Source organism: Amycolatopsis sp. NPDC098790 (assembly GCF_044759945.1).
Taxonomy (GTDB): Bacteria; Actinomycetota; Actinomycetes; order Mycobacteriales; family Pseudonocardiaceae; genus Amycolatopsis.
Window position 1 is genome coordinate 382,154 of the sequence record NZ_JBIWAI010000007.1, and the last position, 21,364, is coordinate 403,517.

Annotated in this window: 20 protein-coding genes; 7 read left to right on the top strand and 13 right to left on the bottom strand. The window is 70.6% G+C overall.

The genetic code is table 11. From position 1 onward, the window contains the following. Nucleotides 1–49: 49 nt before the first annotated feature. Nucleotides 50–1,648: a phosphoglycerate dehydrogenase gene (serA, locus tag ACIQWX_RS42575; RefSeq protein WP_400884007.1), complete on the bottom strand. Its 1,599-nt coding sequence runs from the start codon at nucleotides 1,646–1,648 to the stop codon at nucleotides 50–52. A 125-nt stretch (nucleotides 1,649–1,773) separates the two neighbouring features. Beyond that, nucleotides 1,774–2,337, bottom strand: a complete 564-nt coding sequence (locus ACIQWX_RS42580; protein ID WP_400884009.1) for a TetR/AcrR family transcriptional regulator — start codon at nucleotides 2,335–2,337, stop codon at nucleotides 1,774–1,776. Between the two features lie 87 nt (nucleotides 2,338–2,424). Between ACIQWX_RS42580 and ACIQWX_RS42585 the strand changes: the two genes are divergently transcribed. The 4 genes from ACIQWX_RS42585 (at nucleotide 2,425) to ACIQWX_RS42600 (ending at nucleotide 6,542) form a co-directional block, all read left to right on the top strand. Next, nucleotides 2,425–3,324, top strand: a complete 900-nt coding sequence (locus tag ACIQWX_RS42585; RefSeq protein ID WP_400884011.1) for a TIGR03620 family F420-dependent LLM class oxidoreductase — start codon at nucleotides 2,425–2,427, stop codon at nucleotides 3,322–3,324. Next, nucleotides 3,321–4,133 carry a TIGR03620 family F420-dependent LLM class oxidoreductase gene (locus tag ACIQWX_RS42590; protein WP_400884012.1) on the top strand — a complete coding sequence of 271 codons (813 nt, stop codon included), beginning with the start codon at nucleotides 3,321–3,323 and terminating at the stop codon, nucleotides 4,131–4,133. Before ACIQWX_RS42585 ends, ACIQWX_RS42590 begins: the two co-directional genes overlap by 4 nt. Before the next feature lie 149 nt (nucleotides 4,134–4,282). Beyond that, a complete protein-coding gene (locus ACIQWX_RS42595; protein ID WP_400884013.1) occupies nucleotides 4,283–5,590 on the top strand; it encodes an ankyrin repeat domain-containing protein in 1,308 nt (435 codons plus the stop codon). Between the two features lie 70 nt (nucleotides 5,591–5,660). Next, nucleotides 5,661–6,542, top strand: a complete 882-nt coding sequence (locus tag ACIQWX_RS42600; protein ID WP_400884014.1) for a nuclear transport factor 2 family protein — start codon at nucleotides 5,661–5,663, stop codon at nucleotides 6,540–6,542. Here the strand turns inward: ACIQWX_RS42600 and ACIQWX_RS42605 are convergent. From ACIQWX_RS42605 to ACIQWX_RS42620, 4 genes are all read right to left on the bottom strand, one after another. Then, nucleotides 6,539–6,817, bottom strand: coding sequence for a DUF397 domain-containing protein (locus ACIQWX_RS42605; protein WP_086670329.1), 279 nt, complete (start codon nucleotides 6,815–6,817; stop codon nucleotides 6,539–6,541). The two genes, ACIQWX_RS42600 and ACIQWX_RS42605, sit on opposite strands and share 4 nt — an antisense overlap. An 84-nt stretch (nucleotides 6,818–6,901) precedes the next feature. Beyond that, nucleotides 6,902–7,915 (bottom strand): ketol-acid reductoisomerase, encoded by a 1,014-nt coding sequence (gene ilvC / locus ACIQWX_RS42610; RefSeq protein WP_013223583.1) that lies wholly within the window; start codon nucleotides 7,913–7,915, stop codon nucleotides 6,902–6,904. Between the two features lie 34 nt (nucleotides 7,916–7,949). Beyond that, complete coding sequence (gene ilvN / locus ACIQWX_RS42615) at nucleotides 7,950–8,456, bottom strand: acetolactate synthase small subunit (RefSeq protein WP_003080760.1); 507 nt, start codon at nucleotides 8,454–8,456, stop codon at nucleotides 7,950–7,952. Nucleotide 8,457: 1 nt separating this feature from the next. Then, a complete protein-coding gene (locus tag ACIQWX_RS42620; RefSeq protein ID WP_400884016.1) occupies nucleotides 8,458–10,350 on the bottom strand; it encodes an acetolactate synthase large subunit in 1,893 nt (630 codons plus the stop codon). Between the two features lie 335 nt (nucleotides 10,351–10,685). Between ACIQWX_RS42620 and ACIQWX_RS42625 the strand changes: the two genes are divergently transcribed. Together ACIQWX_RS42625 and ilvD are read left to right on the top strand one after the other, a co-directional pair. Further along, the gene (locus ACIQWX_RS42625; RefSeq protein WP_400884018.1) at nucleotides 10,686–11,135 is read left to right on the top strand and encodes a PH domain-containing protein; all 450 of its coding nucleotides are present in this window, start codon (nucleotides 10,686–10,688) and stop codon (nucleotides 11,133–11,135) included. A gap of 47 nt (nucleotides 11,136–11,182) precedes the next feature. Beyond that, a complete protein-coding gene (gene ilvD, locus ACIQWX_RS42630) occupies nucleotides 11,183–13,027 on the top strand; it encodes a dihydroxy-acid dehydratase (protein WP_400884020.1) in 1,845 nt (614 codons plus the stop codon). A 635-nt stretch (nucleotides 13,028–13,662) separates the two neighbouring features. On the opposite strand, the gene ACIQWX_RS42635 is transcribed toward ilvD, so the two are convergent. Then, nucleotides 13,663–14,238 (bottom strand): DoxX family membrane protein, encoded by a 576-nt coding sequence (locus ACIQWX_RS42635; RefSeq protein ID WP_400884022.1) that lies wholly within the window; start codon nucleotides 14,236–14,238, stop codon nucleotides 13,663–13,665. 37 nt (nucleotides 14,239–14,275) lie between these two features. Continuing rightward, entirely contained in the window at nucleotides 14,276–15,184 is a 909-nt protein-coding gene (locus tag ACIQWX_RS42640) for a 2-hydroxyacid dehydrogenase (RefSeq protein ID WP_400884024.1), read from the bottom strand. Between the two features lie 65 nt (nucleotides 15,185–15,249). On the opposite strand from ACIQWX_RS42640, the gene ACIQWX_RS42645 reads away from it, so the two are divergent. Continuing rightward, nucleotides 15,250–16,458: a PQQ-dependent sugar dehydrogenase gene (locus tag ACIQWX_RS42645; protein ID WP_400884026.1), complete on the top strand. Its 1,209-nt coding sequence runs from the start codon at nucleotides 15,250–15,252 to the stop codon at nucleotides 16,456–16,458. 33 nt (nucleotides 16,459–16,491) lie between these two features. On the opposite strand, the gene ACIQWX_RS42650 is transcribed toward ACIQWX_RS42645, so the two are convergent. The 5 genes from ACIQWX_RS42650 to ACIQWX_RS42670 all read right to left on the bottom strand — a co-directional run bounded on the left by ACIQWX_RS42650 (nucleotide 16,492) and on the right by ACIQWX_RS42670 (nucleotide 21,362). Beyond that, the gene (locus ACIQWX_RS42650; protein WP_400884027.1) at nucleotides 16,492–17,634 is read right to left on the bottom strand and encodes a Gfo/Idh/MocA family protein; all 1,143 of its coding nucleotides are present in this window, start codon (nucleotides 17,632–17,634) and stop codon (nucleotides 16,492–16,494) included. Then, complete coding sequence (locus ACIQWX_RS42655; protein WP_400884028.1) at nucleotides 17,631–18,347, bottom strand: cupin; 717 nt, start codon at nucleotides 18,345–18,347, stop codon at nucleotides 17,631–17,633. Before ACIQWX_RS42655 ends, ACIQWX_RS42650 begins: the two co-directional genes overlap by 4 nt. Continuing rightward, on the bottom strand, nucleotides 18,344–19,264 hold the full coding sequence (locus tag ACIQWX_RS42660; RefSeq protein WP_400884030.1) for a PmoA family protein: 921 nt from the start codon (nucleotides 19,262–19,264) through the stop codon (nucleotides 18,344–18,346). The genes ACIQWX_RS42655 and ACIQWX_RS42660 overlap by 4 nt, the downstream gene beginning before the upstream one ends. Beyond that, a complete protein-coding gene (locus ACIQWX_RS42665) occupies nucleotides 19,261–20,334 on the bottom strand; it encodes a Gfo/Idh/MocA family protein (RefSeq protein ID WP_400884031.1) in 1,074 nt (357 codons plus the stop codon). Before ACIQWX_RS42665 ends, ACIQWX_RS42660 begins: the two co-directional genes overlap by 4 nt. A gap of 497 nt (nucleotides 20,335–20,831) precedes the next feature. Beyond that, complete coding sequence (locus ACIQWX_RS42670) at nucleotides 20,832–21,362, bottom strand: hypothetical protein (protein ID WP_400884033.1); 531 nt, start codon at nucleotides 21,360–21,362, stop codon at nucleotides 20,832–20,834. Nucleotides 21,363–21,364 lie beyond the last annotated feature (2 nt).

Consider the following 21,364-nt stretch of genomic DNA (forward strand, 5'->3'; position numbering starts at 1 on the left):
CACAAGAAGACCCCCTGCCGAGTGACAGGGGGCCTTCTAAAGTGTTACGTCAGTTGAAGTCGACCGCACGAATCGTGTGCGCCCCGACCGAGGCGCCGATCGGCTCCAGCAGGTGCGCGTCGATGTGGCGGTCGACGCGCAGCAGCATGACGGCGTCGGAGCCGTCGGTGGTCTGGCTGATCTGCGCGGCCTCGATGTTGATGCCCGCCTCGCCGAGCAGCGTGCCGACGCGGCCCATCACGCCCGGGCGGTCGCCGTACTCGACCAGCAGGACCGTGCCCTCGGCCCGCAGGTCGAACCCGCGGCCGTTGACCTCGACCAGCTTCTCGGTCTCGTCCTTGCCGGTGACCGAACCGGACACCGTGAGCACCTGGCCGTCCGCGTGCACCGCGCGCACCGTGACCAGGCTGCGGAACTTGGGGCTCTCCGACTCGGTCTCCAGCTCGACCTGCACGCCCAGCTTCTCCGCCAGCTGCGGCGCGTTGACGAACGTGACCTGGTCCTCGACCACGCCGGTGAACACCCCGCGCAGCGCCGCCAGCTGCAGCACGCCGGTGTCCTCGCTGGTCAGCTCGCCCTTGACCTGCACGGTCACCGACGTCGGCGCCTTCGGGTTCAGGGCGGTGAGCAGCTGGCCGAGCTTCTGGGTCAGCAGCAGGTACGGGCGGACGTGCTCGCCCACCGCGCCGCCGCCGGAGACGTTCACCGCGTCCGGCACGAAGTCGCCGCGCAACGCCAGCAGCGTGGACTTCGCGACGTCGGTGCCCGCGCGGTCCTGCGCCTCGGCCGTCGACGCGCCCAGGTGCGGCGTCACGACGACGTTGTCCAGCTCGAACAGCGGGCTGGACGTGGTCGGCTCGGTGACGAAGACGTCGATGCCGGCGCCGCCGACGTGACCCGAGCGCAGCGCGTCGGCCAGGTCCTCCTCGACGATCAGCCCGCCGCGGGCGGCGTTCACGATGATGACGCCCGGCTTGGTCTTCTTCAGCGCCTCGGCGTCGATGAGGCCCTTGGTCTCCGGCGTCTTCGGCAGGTGGATGGAGATCGCGTCGGCCCGGCTCAGCAGCTCGTCCAGCGTGACGAGCTCGATGCCGAGCTGGCCCGCGCGCGCGGCCGAGACGTAGGGGTCGTAGGCGACGATCTTGGTGTCGAAGGCGGCGAGGCGCTGGGCGAACAGCTGGCCGATCTTGCCGAGGCCGACCACGCCGATCGTCTTGCCCTGCAGCTCCACGCCGGAGAACGAGCTGCGCTTCCACTCGCCGCCGCGCAGGCTCTGGCTGGCGGCCGGGACCCGGCGCGCGACCGCCAGCAGCAGGGCGACGGCGTGCTCGGCGGCGGAGACGATGTTCGACGTCGGCGCGTTGACGACCAGGACGCCGCGCTCGGTGGCGGCGGGCACCTCGACGTTGTCCAGCCCGACGCCGGCGCGGGCGACGACCTTCAGCTGCGTCGTGGCGGCGAAGACCTCGGCGTCGACCTTCGTGGCGGAGCGGACCAGCAGCGCGTCGGCGCTCTTCACCGCCTCCAGCAGCGCGGAGCGGTCCGTCCCGTCGACGTTCCGGACCTCCACCTCGTCACCGAACACACTCAGCACGGAGGGGGCGAGCTTTTCCGCGATGAGGACGACGGGTTTGCTGGGCTTGCTCACGATGCGGCTCCCACTATCTGGTCATTTCCAGGACGCTGTGTGTCGACAAAGGGTCTCAGCACGCCGTTGTGCCCCGGTCGAGGCGGAGTTTAACCCGCAGGGCGGCCCGCTGGCTTCTCCCGGTGTTAACTCACCCGTAATCCCTCGAAAACAAGAGCCAGGAGGCGGTGCATGCCGCCCGGGCCGGGGTGGTGCCCACCCGCCCAGGATGCCGCGTGCAGCAACAGAAGGAGCTCGTGCGTGGTGACGTCGGCGCGAAGCTCGCCTGCACGCTTCGCGCGTTCCACCAGATGGGAACCGGCCTCACGCATCGCGTGGCACGATTCGTACAACCGGGATGATTCGTCGCTGAGTGCGTCGGCGGTGAGTTCGACCAGGCCCCGGAACGTGCCGGTCGCGTCACCGAGCCCGGCCAGCCAGCTCTGCAGCGCGGCCAGCGGCTCCGGGTCGGTCAGCAGCTCGCGCGCCCGCTCCGCCTGGCCGTCGAAGCGGGCCCGCAGCAGCGTCTCGAGCAAGGCGTCCCGCGTCGGGAAGTGGCGGTAGAGCGTGCCGATGCCGACGCCGGCGCGGCGCGCGATGTCTTCCAGCGACGCCTCGACACCGTGCTCGGCGAAGGCGCGCTGCGCCTCTTCGAGGAGGCGCTCGTAGTTGCGGCGGGCGTCCGCGCGCATCGGCTTGACTTCGGTCATCGCCCTTCCGACCCTACCGGGTAGCCAATCGGAGGCTGCCTCCGTATATTAACCGGAGGCAGCCTCACATTACTGGAGGGAACGAGGATGACCTTGATCGAAGACACGCGGGCACGGCTCGGCGCGATCGGCGCCTGGCTGCCCAGCGCGCCGCTGCGACCACCGCCGGACGTCGAGCGCACGGCCACGCGGCGGCTCGCCGAAGCCGGCTACGGCTCGGTGTGGAGCGGCGAAGGACCGGGCACCCGCGAGGTGTTCGCCCACTTCGGCGACCTCCTGGCCACGGTGCCGGACGTCGTGCTCGGCACGGGCATCGCGAACACCTGGCTGCGCCGCGGGACGACCGCGTACAAGGGCGCAGCGACGCTCGCCCAAGCCCACCCGGGCCGGTTCGTGCTCGGCATCGGCGTCGGGCACGCGTTCCAGGCCGCGAAGCTCGGCGAAGACTACCGGCCGATCGACCGGATGCGGGACTACCTGTCCGAAATGGACACCACCGCGACCGAAAGCCCTTCGCCGGTGGCGTTTCCACGCGTGCTGGCCGCCGTCGGGCCGCGGATGCTGGAGCTGTCGCGCGACCACGCCGACGGTGCGCACCCGTTCGCCCAGCCTGTCTCGCACACGCCGTACGCGCGGGGAATCCTCGGACCGGACAAGCTGCTGATCCCGCAGCAGACCGTGCTGCTCGGCAGCCGCGAGGACGCCCGTGAGAGCGTGCGGCGCCGGGTCGCGCAGTCGCGGGAGCACTCCGTCACCGTCTACCTCGCGGGCTGGAAACGGCTCGGCTACACCGAAGCCGACATCGCGGGGCCGAGCGACCGGTTCGTCGACGACCTCGTCCTGTGGGGCGACGCCGCGACCATCGCGAACCGCCTCGGCGAACTCCTGGACGCGGGCGCGGACCACGTGCTGCTGACGCCGTCCGCGGCTTCGTTCGAGTCCACTGTGGACATCCTGCTCGAGCTGGCCCCGGAGGTGCTCCGATGAGCGTGGGAATCTGGCGGTTCTTCGACGGCGCACCGATCACCGAACTCCGCGAAACGGCCGCCGAAGCGGAAGAACTCGGCTTCGACGCGGTCTGGTTCGGCGAGTACGCCGGCCGGGAAGCGTTCACGCAGGCGGCACTCCTGCTCGCGGCGACGTCGAAGCTGACCGTCGCCACCGGAGTAGCGCGCTTCGACCAACGCTCCCCGCTCGCGGCCGAAGGCGCCATCCGCGCGCTGGGCGAGGCGTACCCGGGCCGGTTCATCGCCGGGCTGGGCGGGCACCGGCCGGGCGCGCGGCCGCTGACGGCGTTGCGCGAGTACCTCGACGGCATGGACGCGGCCGAACTGCCGGGCCTCCCCCAGCCGTCTCCCCGCCCGCGTCGGGTGCTCGCCGCCCTGGGCCCGAACCTGCTGGACCTGGCGGCCGAACGCGCCGACGGCGCCCACCCGTACTTCGTCCCGCCGGAGCACACGGCGATGGCGCGCGAGCGGCTCGGTCCGGGCAAGTACCTCGCCGTCGAGCAGGCGGTGGTGCTCGACGCGGCGCCCGGAACCGCGCGGGAGCACGTCGGCCTCTACGTCCGGCAGGCCCCGCACCACCAGGCGAACCTGCGCCGGCTCGGCTTCACCGACGCCGACCTCGCCGACGGCGGCAGCGACCGCCTGGTCGACGCCGTCGTCGCGACCGGCGAACAGGCGGTGGCGGACCGGATCCGGGCCCACCTCGACGCGGGCGCCGACCACGTCTGCGTCCAGGTGCTGGCCCGCACGGAGAAGTCCTACCGCAGGCTGGCCGATCTCCTGCCCTGACCGGGGTACGCTGGCGGGGCGCGGCCGGGGCCGCGTCCCGTCCGCGGAAAGGGCCGAGCCCACCCCCGCAGCACCGCACCACCAGCTCCGCACCTTCTTTCCTGCCCGGTGCCGGCGGACCACGGGCGACGAGGAAAGGAGGCACGACGGTGCCCGGTGGACTCAACCTCGAACAACTCCGCAAGCGCGCCAGAGAACTCGCGCGCGCCGAAGGCGTCCAACTCGCCGAAGCGCAGTTCCGGATCGCCCGCGGCCACGGCTTCCCGAGCTGGCCGAAACTCCGGGCGTACCTCCGGCGCGTCACCGAACACGGCGAAACCCTGCAGCACCCGTACCACCAGGACGTCGAGTACTACGCCGAGCGCGCGCTCGGCCTGCTCGCCTCGGCCGAGGACGAGACGCCCGGTGCCCGCGAGCCGTTCGAGCGGTGGAGTCAGCCCCTCACCCGTGACGGCGCCCGCGCGGTCGTCGCCCGGGAACACGGATTCGGCTCCTGGAAAGCACTCCGAGCACACATCAAGTCTCTTGTGGACAGTGGCGAGCCGTTCGCCCGCGCGTACCGGGCGGTCGAAGCGAGGGACCTCGACGGCCTCGGGAAGCTGCTCGACGAGTTCCCGAGCCTCGTCACCGCCCGCGGCACCAACGGCAACGACCTGCTCGGCATGGCCGGCGCCACCCACGACGAACGGCTCAGCCGCATCCTGCTCGACCACGGCGCCGACCCGGCACGCGGCAACGTCCACGGCTGGACACCCCTGCACCAGGCCGCCTACAGCAACCTGCCGCTGCTGCTGGACATGCTGCTCCGAGCCGGCGCCCCGGTCGACGTCCCGGCCCGCGGCGACGGCGGCACTCCCCTGGTCGTCGCGCTGTTCTGGGGCCACCGCGAAGCCGCCGAGACGCTGGCGGAGCACAGCCGGGCGCCGGGCAACCTGCGCGTCGCGGCCGGGCTCGGCGACACCGGCTTCATCGACGAGCTCCTGACGTCGGGTGACTCCGGGGCCCGCCGCGGTTTCTACCGGCCCCACAGCGGTTTCCCGGCCTGGCAGCCGGCGGACGACCCGGCCGAGGTCCGGAACGAAGCCCTCTCCTGGGCCGCGCGCAACGACCGCGTCGAAGCACTGCGGACCTTGGTCGCGCGCGGAGCCGACGTGAACGCCGACGTCTACCGCGGCACGGCACTCGCGTGGGCGGCGGCGCAGGGCAGGCTCGCCGCCGTCCGGACGCTCTTGGACCTCGGCGCCGACGTGAACCACGCGGGCACGTTCGGCGGCCCGAACCACGGCGAGGGCGTCACGGCGCTGCACCTGGCCGCGCAGTCCGGGCACCTCGACGTCCTCCGGTTCCTCGTCGATCACGGCGCCGACGTCGACGCGCGGGACGCGAACTTCGACAGCACGCCCGAGACGTGGGCGGAGGTGTGCGGGCAGCCGGCGGCGCGTGACCTGCTCCGGTAGACAACCGGAGTCTGTAGTCCGTATCGTTCTAGGCGGACTACAGACTCCGTTTTGCCCACTGGGAGGATTTGTGACCACACCCCGCGACGTCTTCACCGCGTTGTCCGACGGCATCAGCGAAGGGCGGTGGGCCGACCTGTCGGCGCTCTACGCCGAAGACACCGTCGTCGACCACCCGCAGGCCGTGCCCCGGCCGTCGCGCATCACCGGCCGCGCGACCGTCCACGAGCGGTTCACCGGCGCCCTGGCCTCGACGGTGCGGCTCACGCGCAAGAACGTCGTCGTCCACGAGACCACGGACCCCGAGGTGATCGTCGCCGAATACGACTACGACGCCGAGTCGCTCGAAACGGGCAAGACCACGCCGACGGCCAACATCCAGGTGCTGCGCGTCTCGGGCGGCCTGATCGTCCACTCGCGCGACTACCACGACTACCTGCGCCTCGCCGCGATCCGCGACGGCGTCGACCAGCTGGCGAAGGCCTACGAGCAGGCACCGCCGCGGGAGTTGTCGCCGATCGGACCACGGACTTCGAGCGATCCGGCGAGCCGGCGCGGGGTGTTCGAGCGGCTCGTCTACGGCGTCTCGGACAAGCGCGGCGAAGAGCTGGCGGAGCTGTACGCCGAGGAAACGCACGTCACGCACCCGTTCCAGCCGGGGTCGGCCGTCGTCCGGACGCGCGACGAGCTGCGGGCGCACTTCAAGCAGGCCGCGGCGATGGGCGTCGGCTTCGAGGCGACCGACCTGGTCACCTACGAGGGCACCGACCCCGAGGTGCTGATCGCCGAGTTCGCCTACCAGGGCGAGCACGGCGGCCGCCCGGTGCGGATCGCGAACATCTTCGCCATGCGGATCCGCGACGGCTTGGTCGTCGAGTCGCGCGACTACGGCGACCACCTCGGCATCGCCGGCGACCTCGGCACGATCCCGGACCTCGCCGCGAAGCTTTAAGCCTCCGCGAGGTCCTCGGGCAGGTCGAACTCGCCGTCGCGGACGCCCTTGACGAACGCGTCCCACTCCGACGGCGTGAAGACGAGGATGACGCCGTCCGGCTTCGCCGACTGCCGCATCGCGGTGTAGGTGACGCCGTCGGTGTGCTCGATGAAGGCGTACTCGACGCAGTCGTCGAGGGTGACGCCCTCCGGCTCCGCCCGGATCCACTCCGCCTTCGTGAAGTCGAGGTGGTGCCGGATGTGCGCCTTGTCGTCGACCGGCTGCTCACTCATGTCCCAAGCGTAGCGAAACGACCACCGAACGCACCGAAGGGGACGCCCGCAACGGGCGTCCCCTTCGGGTTTTACCGGAAAGCGTCAGGCCGTTTCGGTGATCGGCCGGTCCACCCACGACATCAGGTCGCGCAGCTTCTTGCCGGTCGCCTCGATCGGGTGCTGGTTGCCCTGCTCCTCGAGCTTGGTGAAGTTCGGCCGGCCGGCCTCGTCCTCGGCGACCCACTCACGCGCGAACGTGCCGTCCTGGATCTCGCCGAGGATCTTCTTCATCTCTTCCTTGACCGCCGGCGAGATGACGCGTGGGCCGCGGGTCAGGTCGCCGTACTCGGCGGTGTCGGAGATCGAGTAGCGCTGGCGGGCGATGCCGCCCTCGTACATGAGGTCGACGATCAGCTTCAGCTCGTGCAGCACCTCGAAGTAGGCGATCTCCGGGGCGTAGCCGGCCTCGGTGAGCACCTCGAAACCGGTCTGCACCAGCGCGGACGCGCCACCGCAGAGCACGGCCTGCTCGCCGAAGAGGTCGGTCTCGGTCTCCTCGGTGAACGTCGTCTTGATGACGCCGGCGCGGGCGCCACCGATGGCGGCCGCGTAGGAGAGCGCGAGCGCCTGGGCGTTGCCGGACGCGTCCTGCTCCACGGCGATGAGCGCCGGGACGCCCTTGCCGTCGACGAACTGGCGGCGGACCAGGTGGCCCGGGCCCTTCGGGGCGACCATCGCGACGTCGACGTTGGCCGGCGGCTTGATGAGGTCGTAGCGGATGTTGAAGCCGTGCCCGAAGAAGATCGCGTCGCCGTCCTTGAGGTTCGGCGCGATGTCCTGCTCGTAGATGAAGCGCTGCTTCGTGTCCGGCGCCAGGATCATGATCAGGTCGGCTTCGGCCGACGCCTCGGCCGGGGTGAGCACGCGCAGGCCCTGCTCTTCGGCCTTCGCCCGCGACTTGGACCCCTCGGGCAGGCCGATGCGGACGTCGACGCCGGAGTCGCGCAGGCTCAGCGAGTGGGCGTGGCCCTGGCTGCCGTAGCCGATGACAGCGACCTTGCGCCCCTGGATGATCGAGAGGTCGGCGTCGTCGTCGTAGAAGATTTCCACTGCCATGGGGGTACTGCTTCCTTTCCTGACTTACTTGCTTCTAGCGCGGGGAGGTTGCGGTGATCGAACGGGCGCCGCGCCCCACCGCGACCATGCCGGATTGCACGAGCTCGCGGATGCCATACGGCTCCAGCATCCGCAGCAGCGCACCGATCTTGTCGGACGTCCCGGTGGCCTCGACGGTGAGTGCCTCGGGAGAGACGTCCACCACCTTGGCGCGGAAGAGCTGGACGGTTTCGAGGACCTGGCTGCGCACGGTGTTGTCGGCGCGAACCTTCACGAGCAGCAGTTCGCGCTGCACGGCGGTCGACTGCTCCAGCTCGACGATCTTGATCACGTTGACCAGCTTGTTGAGCTGCTTCGTCACCTGTTCGAGCGGTAGCTCTTCCACGGCGACCACGATCGTCATGCGGGACACCTCGGGGTTTTCCGTGGGCCCGACGGCGAGGGACTCGATGTTGAACCCGCGGCGGGAGAACAGGCCGGACACGCGCGCGAGCACACCGGGCTTGTTCTCGACCAGGACACTCAGCGTGTGGACGCTCATCTCAGCGCTCACCTTCTCCAGCGGCTTCCGCGGCGGCCTCGGTCGTCTCGACCGAGACCTCGTCGTCGTCGAACAGCGGCCGGATGCCCCGGACCGCCATGATCTCGTCGTTGCCGGTGCCCGCGGCGACCATCGGCCACACCTGGGCATCCTTCCCCACGACGAAGTCGATCACGACGGGGCGGTCGTTGATCTCCATCGCGCGGCGGATGGTGGCGTCGACGTCTTCCTTGGTCTCGCAGCGCAGGCCGGCGCAGCCCAGCGCCTCGGCCAGCAGCACGAAGTCCGGGATGCGGTGCTTGTGCGTGCCGAGGTCGGTGTTGGAGTACCGCTCCGAGTAGAAGAGGTTCTGCCACTGCCGGACCATGCCCAGGTTGCCGTTGTTGATGACGGCGACCTTGATCGGCGCGCCCTCGATGGCGCAGGTGGCCAGTTCCTGGTTGGTCATCTGGAAGCAGCCGTCGCCGTCGATCGCCCACACCGGGGTGTCCGGGACGCCGAACTGCGCGCCCATCGCGGCCGGCACGGCGAAACCCATGGTGCCGAGGCCGCCGGAGTTGATCCACGTGCGCGGATTCTCGTACTTGACGAACTGCGCGGCCCACATCTGGTGCTGGCCGACGCCGGCGGCGTAGACGGCGTCCGGGCCGACGAGCTCGCCGATCCGCTCGATGACGTACTGCGGCGACAGCGAACCGTCGTCCGGCCACTCGTAACCGGCCGGGTAGGTCTTGCGCCAGTCGTCCAGCAGCGTCCACCAGTCGGCGAGGTCGGGCTTGCCGCCGTGCTCGAACTCGGTGGTGACGGCGGCGATCAGCTCGCCGATGATCTCCTTGCAGTCGCCCACGATCGGGACGTCGGCCTTGCGGTTCTTGGAGATCTCGGCCGGGTCGATGTCGGCGTGCACGATCGAGGCGTCCGGTGCGAACGACGACAGCTGGCCGGTGACCCGGTCGTCGAACCGCGCGCCGAGCGCGACCAGCAGGTCGGCGCGCTGCATCGAGGCGACCGCGGCGACCGAGCCGTGCATGCCCGGCATGCCGAGGTGCTGCGGGTGCGAGTCGGGGAACGCGCCGCGCGCCATCAGCGTCGTGACGACGGGGATGCCGGTCAGCTCGGCGAGCTGCTTCAGCTGCTCGTGCGCTTCCGCCTTGATGACACCGCCGCCGACGTACAGCACCGGGCGGCGCGACTTCGCGATGAGCTTCGCGGCTTCGCGGACCTGCTTGCCGTGCGGGCGCAGCGTGGGGCGGTAGCCCGGCAGCCGCAGCTCCGTCGGCCAGGAGAACGAGGTCATCTCCTGCAGCACGTCCTTGGGGATGTCCACCAGGACCGGGCCGGGTCGGCCCGTGGACGCCAGGTGGAACGCCTCGGCGATCGTCCGCGGGATGTCCGCGGGGTCGGTGACGAGGAAGTTGTGCTTGGTGATCGGCATGGTGATGCCGCAGATGTCAGCTTCCTGGAACGCGTCGGTGCCGATCAGCGAGCGCGACTGCTGCCCGGTGATGGCGACGACCGGGACGGAGTCCATGTTCGCGTCGGCCAGCGGCGTCACCAGGTTGGTCGCGCCCGGGCCCGACGTCGCCATGCAGACGCCGACCTTGCCGGTGGCCTGCGCGTAACCGGTGGCGGCGTGGCCCGCGCCCTGCTCGTGGCGGACCAGGACGTGGCGGACCTTCGTCGAGTCCAGCAGCGGGTCGTAGGCGGGCAGGATGGTGCCGCCCGGAATGCCGAAGACCACCTCGGCGCCGACCGCCTCGAGCGAGCGCACGAGGGACTGCGCACCGGTGACGCGCACCGGGGTTCCCGCCGGTGGCGCCGGCTTCGGACGTGCTCCGGGCGTTCCGGGCGTCGGCCCGGGTTTCGCGTCGCTGCGCGACGTGGCACTGGTCATCGGATCTGCCTCGTGGGTCTCGGTGTCACTCGTTCGGGTCTTTTTTGAGCTCTATCGGTGCGGTGGGGCGGGGAATCTCTTCCCTAGGGCAACAAAAAACCCTCGCCGACCGTAAGGTCGCACGAGGGTTCGCGCGTCGACGCAGCGGAAAGTCTTCCCTAAGCGTCGACGCGCTTGGGAAGTACGAGGCCGGTCAGCGGTGTCACGACGCTGACGCTAGTCCGAAGGTCTCGCGAGTGTCAACTCTGCGGGACGACGTGTCCGCATCGTGGACGCAGGTCACCCCCGCCCGACCCGGGTCCGGGCCGGTCCGCGCCGCGGTGCACCATTTCGGGGTGGCCGAAAAAGAGCAGGACGAAGGCCGGAAGGCCGTCTTCCGCATCCCCCGCACGTCGTTCATGGCGATCGCCCTCCTGACGATCTGCGTGACGCCGGTCGCGCTCGGGGACATCCCGTACTTGCAGTGGCTCTACATCTTCCCGATCGCGCTGGCGGTGTTCGTGGTCCGGACCCGCACGGTCGCGAACCGCGAAGGCCTGGCGATCCGCACGATGTTCGGCCACCGGGACCTCCCGTGGTCGGCGTTGAAGGGCCTGGCGATCACGAAGAAGTCGCGGGTGCTGGCGGTGCTGAAGGACGACACGAAGGTGGCGCTGCCGACCGTGCGGACCCGGCACCTGCCGGTGCTTTCGCTGGTCAGCGAGGGTCTCGTCGCGGACCCGAGCGGGCTGTTGGATGCCGAGGACATCAAACCCGGCCGATCGGAAGCTTCCGCGTCGGAGTAAATTGGTAGAACCAGTTTGCCCCACCACGCTTTGACCTGGGAGTTTCCGTGCCGCCTCTTCGTTCCCGGACCACCACCCACGGACGCAACGCGGCGGGCGCGCGCTCGCTCTGGCGCGCCACGGGCATGACCGACAGCGACTTCGGCAAGCCGATCGTCGCGATCGCCAACTCCTACACGCAGTTCGTGCCGGGCCACGTGCACCTCAAGGACCTCGGCGAGATCGTCGCGGAGGCGGTCAAGGAAGCCGGCGGCGTCGCGCGCGAGTTCCACACGATCGCGGTCGACGACGGCATCGCCATGGGCCACTCCGGCATGCTCTACTCGCTGCCTTCGCGCGAGATCATCGCCGACTCGGTCGAGTACATGGTCAACGCGCACCAGGCCGACGCGCTGGTGTGCATCTCCAACTGCGACAAGATCACGCCGGGCATGCTCAACGCGGCGATGCGGCTCAACATCCCGGTGGTGTTCGTCTCGGGCGGCCCGATGGAGGCCGGCAAGGCGGTCGTCGTCGGCGGCGTCGCGCAGGCTCCGACCGACCTGATCACCGCGATCGCCGCGTCGGCCAGCCCGGAGGTCGACGAAGACGGCCTTTCGATCGTCGAGCGCTCGGCGTGCCCGACGTGCGGGTCGTGCTCCGGCATGTTCACCGCGAACTCGATGAACTGCCTCACCGAGGCGCTCGGCTTGTCGCTGCCGGGCAACGGTTCGACGCTGGCGACGCACGCGGCGCGCCGCGCGCTGTTCGAGGAGGCCGGCCGCACGGTCGTCGAGCTGTGCAAGCGCTGGTACGAGCAGGACGACGACTCGGTGCTCCCCCGTTCGATCGCGTCGAAGGCGGCGTTCGAGAACGCGATGGCCCTGGACATGGCGATGGGCGGCTCGACGAACACGGTGCTGCACATCCTCGCCGCCGCGCAGGAGGGCGAGGTCGACTTCACGATCGCCGACATCGACGCGATCGGCCGCCGCGTGCCGTGCCTGTCGAAGGTGGCGCCGAACTCGGACTACCACATGGAGGACGTCCACCGCGCGGGCGGAATCCCGGCGATCCTGGGCGAGCTGTACCGCGGCGGCCTGCTCAACACCGACGTGTGGTCGGTGCATTCGCGTGACCTGGACTCGTGGCTTTCGGCGTGGGACATCCGGGCTTCGTCGCCGTCGCCGGTCGCCCTCGAACTGTTCCACGCGGCCCCGGGCGGAGTCCGCACGACGCAGGCGTTTTCGACGTCGAACCGCTGGTCATCGCTGGACACGGACGCCGCCGGCGGGTGCATCCGCGACGTCGAGCACGCGTACACGAAGGACGGCGGCCTGGCGATCCTGCGCGGCAACCTCGCGGAGAACGGCGCGGTGATCAAGGCCGCGGGCATCGACGAGGACCTGTGGCACTTCGAGGGCCCGGCCCGGGTGCTGGAGAGCCAGGAGGAGGCGGTGTCGGCGATCCTCAAGAAGGAGATCCAGCCGGGCGAGGTCCTGGTGATCCGCTACGAGGGCCCGGCGGGCGGCCCGGGCATGCAGGAGATGCTGCACCCGACGGCGTTCTTGAAGGGCTCGGGCCTGGGCAAGAAGTGCGCCCTGATTACGGACGGCCGCTTCTCGGGCGGCTCATCGGGCATCTCGGTGGGCCACATCTCCCCGGAGGCCGCGGCGGGCGGCTTGATCGGCCTGGTGGAGAACGGCGACCGGATCCTCTTGGACATCCACGAGCGCCGGCTGGAGCTGCTGGTGGACGCGGAGGTGCTGGCAGAGCGGCGTTCGAAGATGGAGGCGTCCGAGAGGCCGTGGCAGCCGAAGGAGCGCCAGCGCCCCGTGACGGCGGCTTTGCGCGCGTACGCGCGAATGGCAACATCCGCGGACACGGGCGCGGTCCGCGACGTGAACAAGTAAGCCTCAGTTAGGTCCGGCTCGAGTCCGAAAGGCCGTCCCGCTTGCGGGGCGGCCTTTCGGCATTTTTTTGGGGGCCGCCCTTCGGCGCTCCTCCGGAGGCCTTCCGGCGCTCCTGCGGGGCTGTCGGCGTTCCTCCGGGGCGCCCTTTCGGCGTTCCTCCGGGGTCTGTCGGCGTTCTTCCCGGGCGGCCTTTTGGCGCTCCTCCGGATGCCTTCCGGCGCTCGCTGCTGGGGCGGCCTTTCAGCGTCCTTCCGGGGAAGCCTCTCGGCGTTTTCGCCTCCGGAGCGACCCTTCCCGCGGAGGCTTTCCAGCAACCTTCCGGAGCAGCCCCTCGGCGTTCCGCTTCCGAAGCAGCCTTTCGGCGTTCTTCCGCCCCGGATTTTCCCGGCAATCCCGCCCCAGGCCGCGAGGGGGACCCCCGGCTTCAACGTTACCGGCACCCACCGACAATTCCGGACGCCCGCAGCGGAGTTGTCCACAACCCCGGCCCGCAACGCCGAGTTGTCCCCAGCCCGCGAGCCGCCCCCGGGAGGGGCCCCCCGGTTTCAACGCTACCGGCGACCACCGACAGTTCCAGGCGCCCGAGCCGAAGTTGTCCCCAGCCCCGAGCCACATCCCCGAGTTGTCCCCAGCCCCTACCGCGTCAAAACGATGACCACCACGGCCGCCGCCGCGGCCAGCAGCAGCGAAACCAGCCCCAGCGGCAACGGCCGCTTCCGCCACGGCGTGTTCCGCTCCAGCGAAATCGGCCCCGCCCCGGTGAACAGCAAGCTCAACGCCGACATCCCGAGCAGTAGCTCGAACTCGAACCCCTGCCCCTGCTGCTCGAAGAACCCGCCGTGCACCTTCGCGTACACCGCGTTCGCCGCGACCCCGAGCAGCCCCGCCGCGGCCAGCGGCGTGAACAGCCCGACGACCACCAGCACCCCGCCGCCCAGCTCGACGATCCCGGTGATCCACGACAGCAGCGTCGTTTGCTTGTGGTACCCGAACGTCTCCAGCACCCGCGCGAACCCGCCGACGCCCGGCCCGCCGAACAGGCCGAACAGGTGCTGCAGCCCGTGCGCACCCATCGTCGCGCCGAGCCCCACCCGCAGGATCAGCAGGCCGAGGCCCAGCCCGCCCTGGCGTGGGGTGTCGTCGGCGCGGTCGTCCTCGACGTCCGACAGGAGGCTGGTGGGCTGCTGCGAAAAGTCGTCTCCACTGCTCACGCGCGAAGGGTAGGGGATCCGCGGCGGCCTGGCGAGCTCAGTACTCGCCGTGGACCAGGTTGTCCGGCAGCTCACCCCCGGCGTACCGCGCGATCTCGGCCGCCGCGACGGCGTACGACCGCCCCCGCACCCCGCGCACGGCCCCGCCGACGTGCGGCGTCAGCAGCAGCCCCGGCGCCGTCCACAGCGGGTGCCCCGGAGGCGGCGGCTCGGGATCGGTGACGTCGAGCGCGGCGCGCAACCGTCCCGTGGTCAATTCGGCGACCAACGCGTCGGTGACGACGACGGCACCGCGCGCCACGTTGACCAGCACCGCCCCGTCGCGCATCTCGGCGAGGAACGCCGCGTCGACCATCCCGCGGGTGCGCGAGGTCAGCGGCACCATCAGCACGACGACGTCGTGGAGCCCGAGCAGCGACGGCAGCTCCTTCACCCCGTGCACGCCCTCCCGCGCGGTCATCCCGACCATCGTGCACCGCGCGTCGAACGGCTCGAGCCGCCGCCGCAGGTGCTGCCCGAGATCACCGGCGCCGACGACGAGCACGCGCTTGCCCTGCAGCGTGTCGGTGCTCTGCCGCTCCCACCGGCCCTCGCGCTGCGCCGCGCCGAAGACGTCCAGCTTCCGGTACATCGACAGCAGCGCGGCGACGACCCACTCGGCGGTGCTCCCGCCGTGCGCGCCCCGGCACGTCGAGAGCAGGACGCCGTCGGGCACCTTGCCGACCCAGTCCTCGGCGCCGGCGGACAGCAGCTGGATCAGCTTCAGGTTCGGCAGCGTGCGCCACAGCTCCTCGCCCGGCGGGTGCTTGCCCGGGATCAGCACCTCGGCCTTCGCGGCTTCCTGCGGCACGGTCTCGCCCCACTGGTAGCGCACGGGCAGGACCCGCGGCACCTCGGCGAGCACGGACATGCCCTCGTCGTCGGGGACCAGCACGGTCAGTGTCATGATCCCCAACGTAATCCAGGAGTACTCACCCATGGTTCACGCGGCGGCCCCTAGGCTGGGGAATCATGCGCACTCGGTACCGGCCGGCCCTGCTGGCGATCTTGGCTTGCGGCGTCCTGCTGCCCGCCGGGTGCGCGCGGTTCGACGACACCGCGGCGGGCCAGACGTTCAGCCCGGCGCCCGTGCCCAGCCCCGAGTCGCCGCCCGAGGTCCAGGGCCCCGGCGCCGACTCCGGCGGCGACGGCAAGCAGGTACGTCCCGGCCAGTCGGCCACGCCCGTCCCGCCGCCGCAGGGCTGCAAGGACTTCGACCCGGCGGTCATCGCGACCTGCCTGGACACCGTCGCGGCGGTGGCCGGCCTGCCGGGCGACGGCTCCACGCCGAGCGCCCTGGCGGGCGAGCGCAAGAGCGGCCGCGTGCTGCTCGCGACCGCGGGCAAGGACGCCACGGACTTCGCGAAGCTCGACGTCCAGGCGGCCGGCGACGGCGGCCTGACCGGCCTCGCGCTGTCGCCGTCGTACGTCGAGGACCAGCTCGTGTTCGCTTATGTGACCACGGCGACCGACAACCGCGTCGTGCGCTTCGCCAAGGGCCAGGCGGCCAAGCCCGTCCTCACGGGCATCCCGAAGGGCGCGACCGGCAACCGCGGCACGATCAGCGCCGACAACCGCGGCGCGCTGCTGGTCGCGACCGGCGACGGCGGCAACCCGAGCGCCGCCGCGGACCCGAACTCGCTGGCCGGGAAGGTGCTGCGGATCGACACGTCCGGCAAGGCCGCGGCGGGCAACCCGAACGGTTCCCTGGTCGTGGCGGCCGGGCTGCACGCACCGGGCGGGCTGTGCACCTCCGCCGACGGCGGCCGCGTCTGGGTCACCGACCGGCTCGCCGACAAGGACGCCCTCTACCGCGTGCAGGCCGGGCAGCCGCTGACGACGCCGGCGTGGACGTGGACGGACAAGCCCGGCGTCGCCGGTTGCGCGGATTTCGTCGACGCGAACGGCCTCCTCGGCGTCGCCACATCGCTGGCCGGGAACTTCCAGAACCTGCCGGTGACGGCGGACGGCGCGATCAGCGGCAAGCCGTCGGTGAGCCTCGACGGCAAGACCGGCAAGCCGCCGGAGACGTTCGGGCGGCTGGCCGGTATGAGCATGATCAACCCGCAGCTGGCCGTGGCCGGCACGGTCAACAAGGACGGCGGCACACCGGTGTCGAGCGACGACCGCGTCGTCCTGATCACCCCGGCGACCTCCGGCGGCGGCAACGGCAAGGACTGACGTCCCCGTTTTGCCGATTCGCGACCACGGCCGTCAGCTCAGCGGCTTGAGTTCCACGCGGCGCCCTTCCGCCGACGACGTCAGCCCGGCCTCGGCGAGCTGCAGCCCGCGCGCGGCCGAGAAGAAGTCGTAGCGGTGTGGTCGTCCGGCGACCACGTCCCGGACGAACTCCTCCCACTGGGCCTTGAAGCCGTTGTCGAACTCGGCGTTGTCCGGGACCTCCTGCCACTGGTCGCGGAAGGGTTCGGTGGCCGGCAGGTCCGGGTTCCAGACGGGCTTCGGCGTCGCCGAGCGGTGCTGGACGCGGCATCGTCGCAAACCGGCCACGGCGCTGCCCTCGGTGCCGTCGACCTGGAACTCGACGAGTTCGTCGCGGAAGACTCGCGTCGACCACGACGAGTTGATCTGCGCGATGGCCCCCGACTCGAGCTCGAAGATGCCGTACGCGGCGTCGTCGGCCGTCGCCGCGTACGCGTCGCCCTGCTCGTCCCACCGACGCGGGATGTGCGTTGTCGCTTTCGCGGTCACGGCCTCGACGCGGCCGAAGAGGTCCTCGAGGACGTAGTTCCAGTGGCAGAACATGTCGAGCACGATCCCGCCGCCGTCCTCGGCGCGGTAGTTCCAGCTCGGGCGCTGCGCCTCCTGCCAGTCGCCCTCGAAGACCCAGTAGCCGAACTCGCCGCGCACCGAGAGGATGCGTCCGAAGAACCCGCCGTCGACCAGCCGCCGCAGTTTCCGCAGGCCGGGCAGGAAGAGCTTGTCGTGGACGACTCCGTGACAAATCCCCGCGTCCCGCGCGAGACCGGCCAGCTCCAGCGCCGATGTCAGTTTTTCGGCAAGGGGCTTCTCGGCGTAGACGTGCTTGCCCGCGGCGATCGCCGCCCGCACCGAAGGTTCGCGCGCCGACGTCAGCTGCGCGTCGAAGTAGATCCCCACTTCACCGAGTGCCGAGTCGACGTCGGTCGTCCACGCGGTCAGGCCATGTCTTTCGGCCAGTTCGCGAAGCTTCGCCGCGTTGCGGCCGGCGAGGATCGGCTCAAGCTGGAGGCGGGTGCCGTCCGGCAGTTCGACGCCGCCCTGCTCGCGGATCGCCAGCACCGACCGGAGCAGGTGCTGCCGGTAGCCCATCCGGCCGGTGACCCCGTTGAGCAGCACTCCGATGCTCTTCTGGTTCATCGCTGACGGCCTTCCTGGTCGATGTCGTATTCCGTGCGACGCCCGCACATGCCGAAGCTGTCCGGGTTCGACGGCGTCGCGACCCGGACACCCGACTGTTCGAGGTAGCTCCCGTCGCCGTCGGCAAGGGCCTTGAGGTGCGCGCCGGTCAGTTCAGCGGCCTTCAGGGCCCCGGCCTGCCAGCGCGGTACCCAGTCTCCGATTTTCGGCAACACGAGCGCGACGGCCGCCCGGTGGAACGCCCGCAACGGCTCCGGATCGCCGTCCTGCAGCGCCTCGCGCAGCGGCAAGTAGCCACGAACGGCCAGGTCACGGCGCCTTTTGGCAGCGTGGTCGGTTTTCGGCAACGCGGCGGCCTCGGCGTACGCGGCCGGGTCGGCGAGCACGTCGGCCGGGAACGTGAAGACGGCGTCCCCGGCCTCGGGCAGGCCGCTGTTCTGCATGAGGACGGTGACGCGCAAACCACCGCCCTGAACCATCCGGTGGACGGTCCCCGGCGCGAACCACGCGATCACGCCGGCCTCGAGCGGCGTCTCCGCATAGCCGCCGGTGCTCAGCGTGTGGACGGCGCCGTGCCCGGCCGTGACGACATAGGCCTCGGTGCAAGCGAGGTGGACGTGTGGGCTTCCACCGAGGACACCATCCTCGGCCTCCCATTCGTAGGCGCGTAAGTGCGAAATACCGATTCCACCTGGAAGTGTGAATTCGTTCATGACCATCCGTGCCTGTCGAGGTAGTCGGTCACCCGATCGCGGTCCCACGCTCCATCGGCGACGACGACCCGGTAGCGGTAGGTGAAGCTCTCCCCCGGTGCCAAGGCGAACTCTTCGAAGAACGCCCACGAGAAGGCCACCATGGGCGTGTCCTGGGAACGGACGAACCAGTGCGACTCGTGGATCGCGTGGTCGTTTTCCGGCGAATGCGCGAAGACGAGCGTCGAGTGGGCGTCGACGTCGTCGTGCTCGCCGACGAAGGCGAGCCACGGCGCTTGGGCGCCCATCATGTCGTCGCCATCGAGGTCGCCCGGGCCGAGGACGCGGCCGCCGCTGAAGTCGCGCGGGCCCCGCCAGTGCAGCCCGGTGTACCCGGCCCGCTCACGGCCGGCCGTGGTCGGGCTGCCGAACACGAGCGGCGCGTCGCGGACGTTGGTCAGCTCGATGCCCCAGTCGATGGCCCAGGCGCCCTCGCCGGGCTCGACGGAGTGGACGACGATGTCGCGCCGCTCGCGTGCCCATTCCTCGCCGCGGTTGGTCACCCAGGTGAGCCGTTGGGTGAAGGTCAGGCGGTCGCCACCGACGGTGAAGCCGGCGAACCCGTCGTGCCGCATCGAGCCGATGCGGTCGGGCAGGTCCTGGTACCAATGGCCGGGGACGTAGGTGTGGCCACCCCAGAAGTTCTGGCCGGAGAGGTGGCTCGACGTCATCTGCAGCCCCTTGTGCCACCGGTGGTCGGCGGGCCGGTACCCGCTGACGCGCCGCCCGCGCAGGGTGCGCAGCGGGTGGGTGTAGGGCTTGCGCGACTCGTAGGCGACGGGGTCGGGCTTGTAGACGTAGGACATGAGCGGCACCCCGCCCGCCTCGACGACCACGCGGTCGCCGTGCCGGTGCGTGACGGTGATGTCCGCGCTCATCCGGCCATCCCCGCGTAGAAGGGATCCCCGGGCCCGATCTCGCCCCGCCGCACGGCGCGCCCGGTGGCGGCGGCCTTGTAGAGGGCGGCGACAAACTCGAGCACCCGCCGCCCGTCGGCCCCGCTGCAGGGCGGCCGCTGCCCGGCCCGGAAGGCGTCGAGAACCGGCGTCAACGCGGCGGCGTGCGAGCTGCCGACATCCTCTTTCGGCTCGGTCCCGATCGGCCCGACCTGCGGTGCGAGGGCGTATCGCCAATTTTCGGCAACGTGGCCGTAGAGGTGCGTGAGCTCGACGGTGGCGCGTTCGCAGTCGATCCGGATCCGGCTGACTTCATCGGGCGAGAGGACGCTGTTGACGACGGTGGCCAGCGCCCCGGATTCGAACCGGACGAGTGCGGTGGAGACGTCCTCGGTCTCGACGTCGTGCACGAGCCGCGCGGTCATGGCCTGGACTTCGGCCCACTCGTTCGCATCGCCGGCCAGGAGGTGGAGGAGGACATCCATCTGGTGGATGCCGTGGCCCATGGCTGGTCCGCCGCCTTCGGTGGCCCACCGTCCCCTCCACGGGACCGCGTAGTAGGCGTGGTCGCGGTACCAGGTGGTCTGACAATGGGCGACCAGAGGACGGCCGAGCTCACCTTTGCCGAGCAGATTCCGGAAGTGAGCGGCGGCCGAGCCGGATCGCTGCTGGTAGACGAAGGAGACGTACGGGCCGCCGTCCCGTTCCACGGAGGTCATGTCGTCGTATTCGGCGAGCGAACGGCAAGGCGGCTTCTCGCACCAGACCCAGGCGCCGCTCGCGAGCGCTTGTTTGGTCTGTTCGACGTGCAGCCCGGGAGGCGTACAGATCGAGACGAGGGCAGGTTCCTGCTCGGCGAGCAAGGTGTCGAGATCCCGATAGGGCTTGGCTTGCTCGGTCGCCGCACAGAAGGCGACGGCCCGAGCTTCATCGACATCCGCGACGGCTACTAGATCGACAGCGTCCTGGTGGGCTTGGAAGGCGGCCCGATGGCTGCCGGCGATAGCCCCAGCCCCGACGATGGCAGCTCGCAAGCGCTTTCCTACGGCCAACTTGGAACCTCCCTCCACAGCCCGACCAACGCGCCCGAGAACACCCGCAACACCCGCACGACCGCCGTCGCCCCCGCGCAGTTGTGCGGCTTCTCCTCACACCTCGCCGCACCCACGGCCGCACACCACCGCCCTCGCGCGACTGCCTCCCAACCTCGTCGCACCCGCGCGGAACTACCGCAGACCGTCGCCTTCGCGCGGCTACCTCCGAACATCGCCCCGCTCAACGGCGGGCTCCGCACCTCGCCGCCCGTGCCTCGTTACTGCTGAGCCATTCCGCTGCGGCACAGCACCACACCGTCACGGATTTCCCGGTCGCCGACGACTCCCGTTGGCCACCCGCAGCCTTCGGCGACCTCCGCCTCGACCGTCTCAGAAAGCGCTTTCTCATGCAACGGCCACCATCGATGTCAACGTTGTCACCACGAGCCCACAACCGGAACGGACGACTCAGCCACCCGAGCAGCAAACCCGGACACCGGGCCGCCGAAAACCGGTCAGCGGCTCTTGCTCCGAGGGTGGCTCTTACGCGGCTGCCTGCTTTCGGCCCGCGCCGCCCGCATGTCCAAGAAAGCGGCGACGCCCGACACCAGCGCGGCCAGCACGCCGAGAAACCGCCCGGACCCGGCGCCGATGGCGATCCCGGCGGCGTCGAAGATGCCGCGCTGGTCCTCGTCGAACTCCCAGTCCAGCGTGAACCAGCCGATCGCCATCAGCAGCAGCGCCGCCGCGGCGACCACCAGCCACAGGTGCGGCAGCCCGCTGATCCGCGCCTTCCGGATTCGTCCGAAAACGACCACGACCACCCCGGCCAGCACCAGCGCCAGCGGCGGGCACCACGCGAAGAAGCTCGAATTCCACGCGTCCCGGACGACGTCACCCTGCGGCAACGACGACAGCACGACCTCGATGTCCGGCTTGTTCGTGCTCAGGGTCGTCCACGGGAGGAACGTCGAGCCCAGCGCGAGCAGCCCGGCCGCCAGGCCGAGCCACTCGCGCCAGGTGACGCTCTTGACGGAAAACGACAACG

Bases quoted from the DNA above. Each gene is read 5' to 3' on its own strand.
- ACIQWX_RS42620 (WP_400884016.1), bottom strand. From the start codon at position 10,350: ATGACCAGTGCCACGTCGCGCAGCGACGCGAAACCCGGGCCGACGCCC.
- ACIQWX_RS42655 (WP_400884028.1), bottom strand. From the start codon at position 18,347: ATGAACGAATTCACACTTCCAGGTGGAATCGGTATTTCGCACTTACGC.
- ACIQWX_RS42585 (WP_400884011.1), top strand. From the start codon at position 2,425: ATGACCTTGATCGAAGACACGCGGGCACGGCTCGGCGCGATCGGCGCC.
- ACIQWX_RS42650 (WP_400884027.1), bottom strand. From the start codon at position 17,634: ATGAACCAGAAGAGCATCGGAGTGCTGCTCAACGGGGTCACCGGCCGG.
- ACIQWX_RS42590 (WP_400884012.1), top strand. From the start codon at position 3,321: ATGAGCGTGGGAATCTGGCGGTTCTTCGACGGCGCACCGATCACCGAA.
- ACIQWX_RS42645 (WP_400884026.1), top strand. From the start codon at position 15,250: ATGCGCACTCGGTACCGGCCGGCCCTGCTGGCGATCTTGGCTTGCGGC.
- ACIQWX_RS42660 (WP_400884030.1), bottom strand. From the start codon at position 19,264: ATGAGCGCGGACATCACCGTCACGCACCGGCACGGCGACCGCGTGGTC.
- ilvC (WP_013223583.1), bottom strand. From the start codon at position 7,915: ATGGCAGTGGAAATCTTCTACGACGACGACGCCGACCTCTCGATCATC.
- ACIQWX_RS42580 (WP_400884009.1), bottom strand. From the start codon at position 2,337: ATGACCGAAGTCAAGCCGATGCGCGCGGACGCCCGCCGCAACTACGAG.
- ACIQWX_RS42640 (WP_400884024.1), bottom strand. From the start codon at position 15,184: ATGACACTGACCGTGCTGGTCCCCGACGACGAGGGCATGTCCGTGCTC.
- ilvN (WP_003080760.1), bottom strand. From the start codon at position 8,456: ATGAGCGTCCACACGCTGAGTGTCCTGGTCGAGAACAAGCCCGGTGTG.
- ACIQWX_RS42605 (WP_086670329.1), bottom strand. From the start codon at position 6,817: ATGAGTGAGCAGCCGGTCGACGACAAGGCGCACATCCGGCACCACCTC.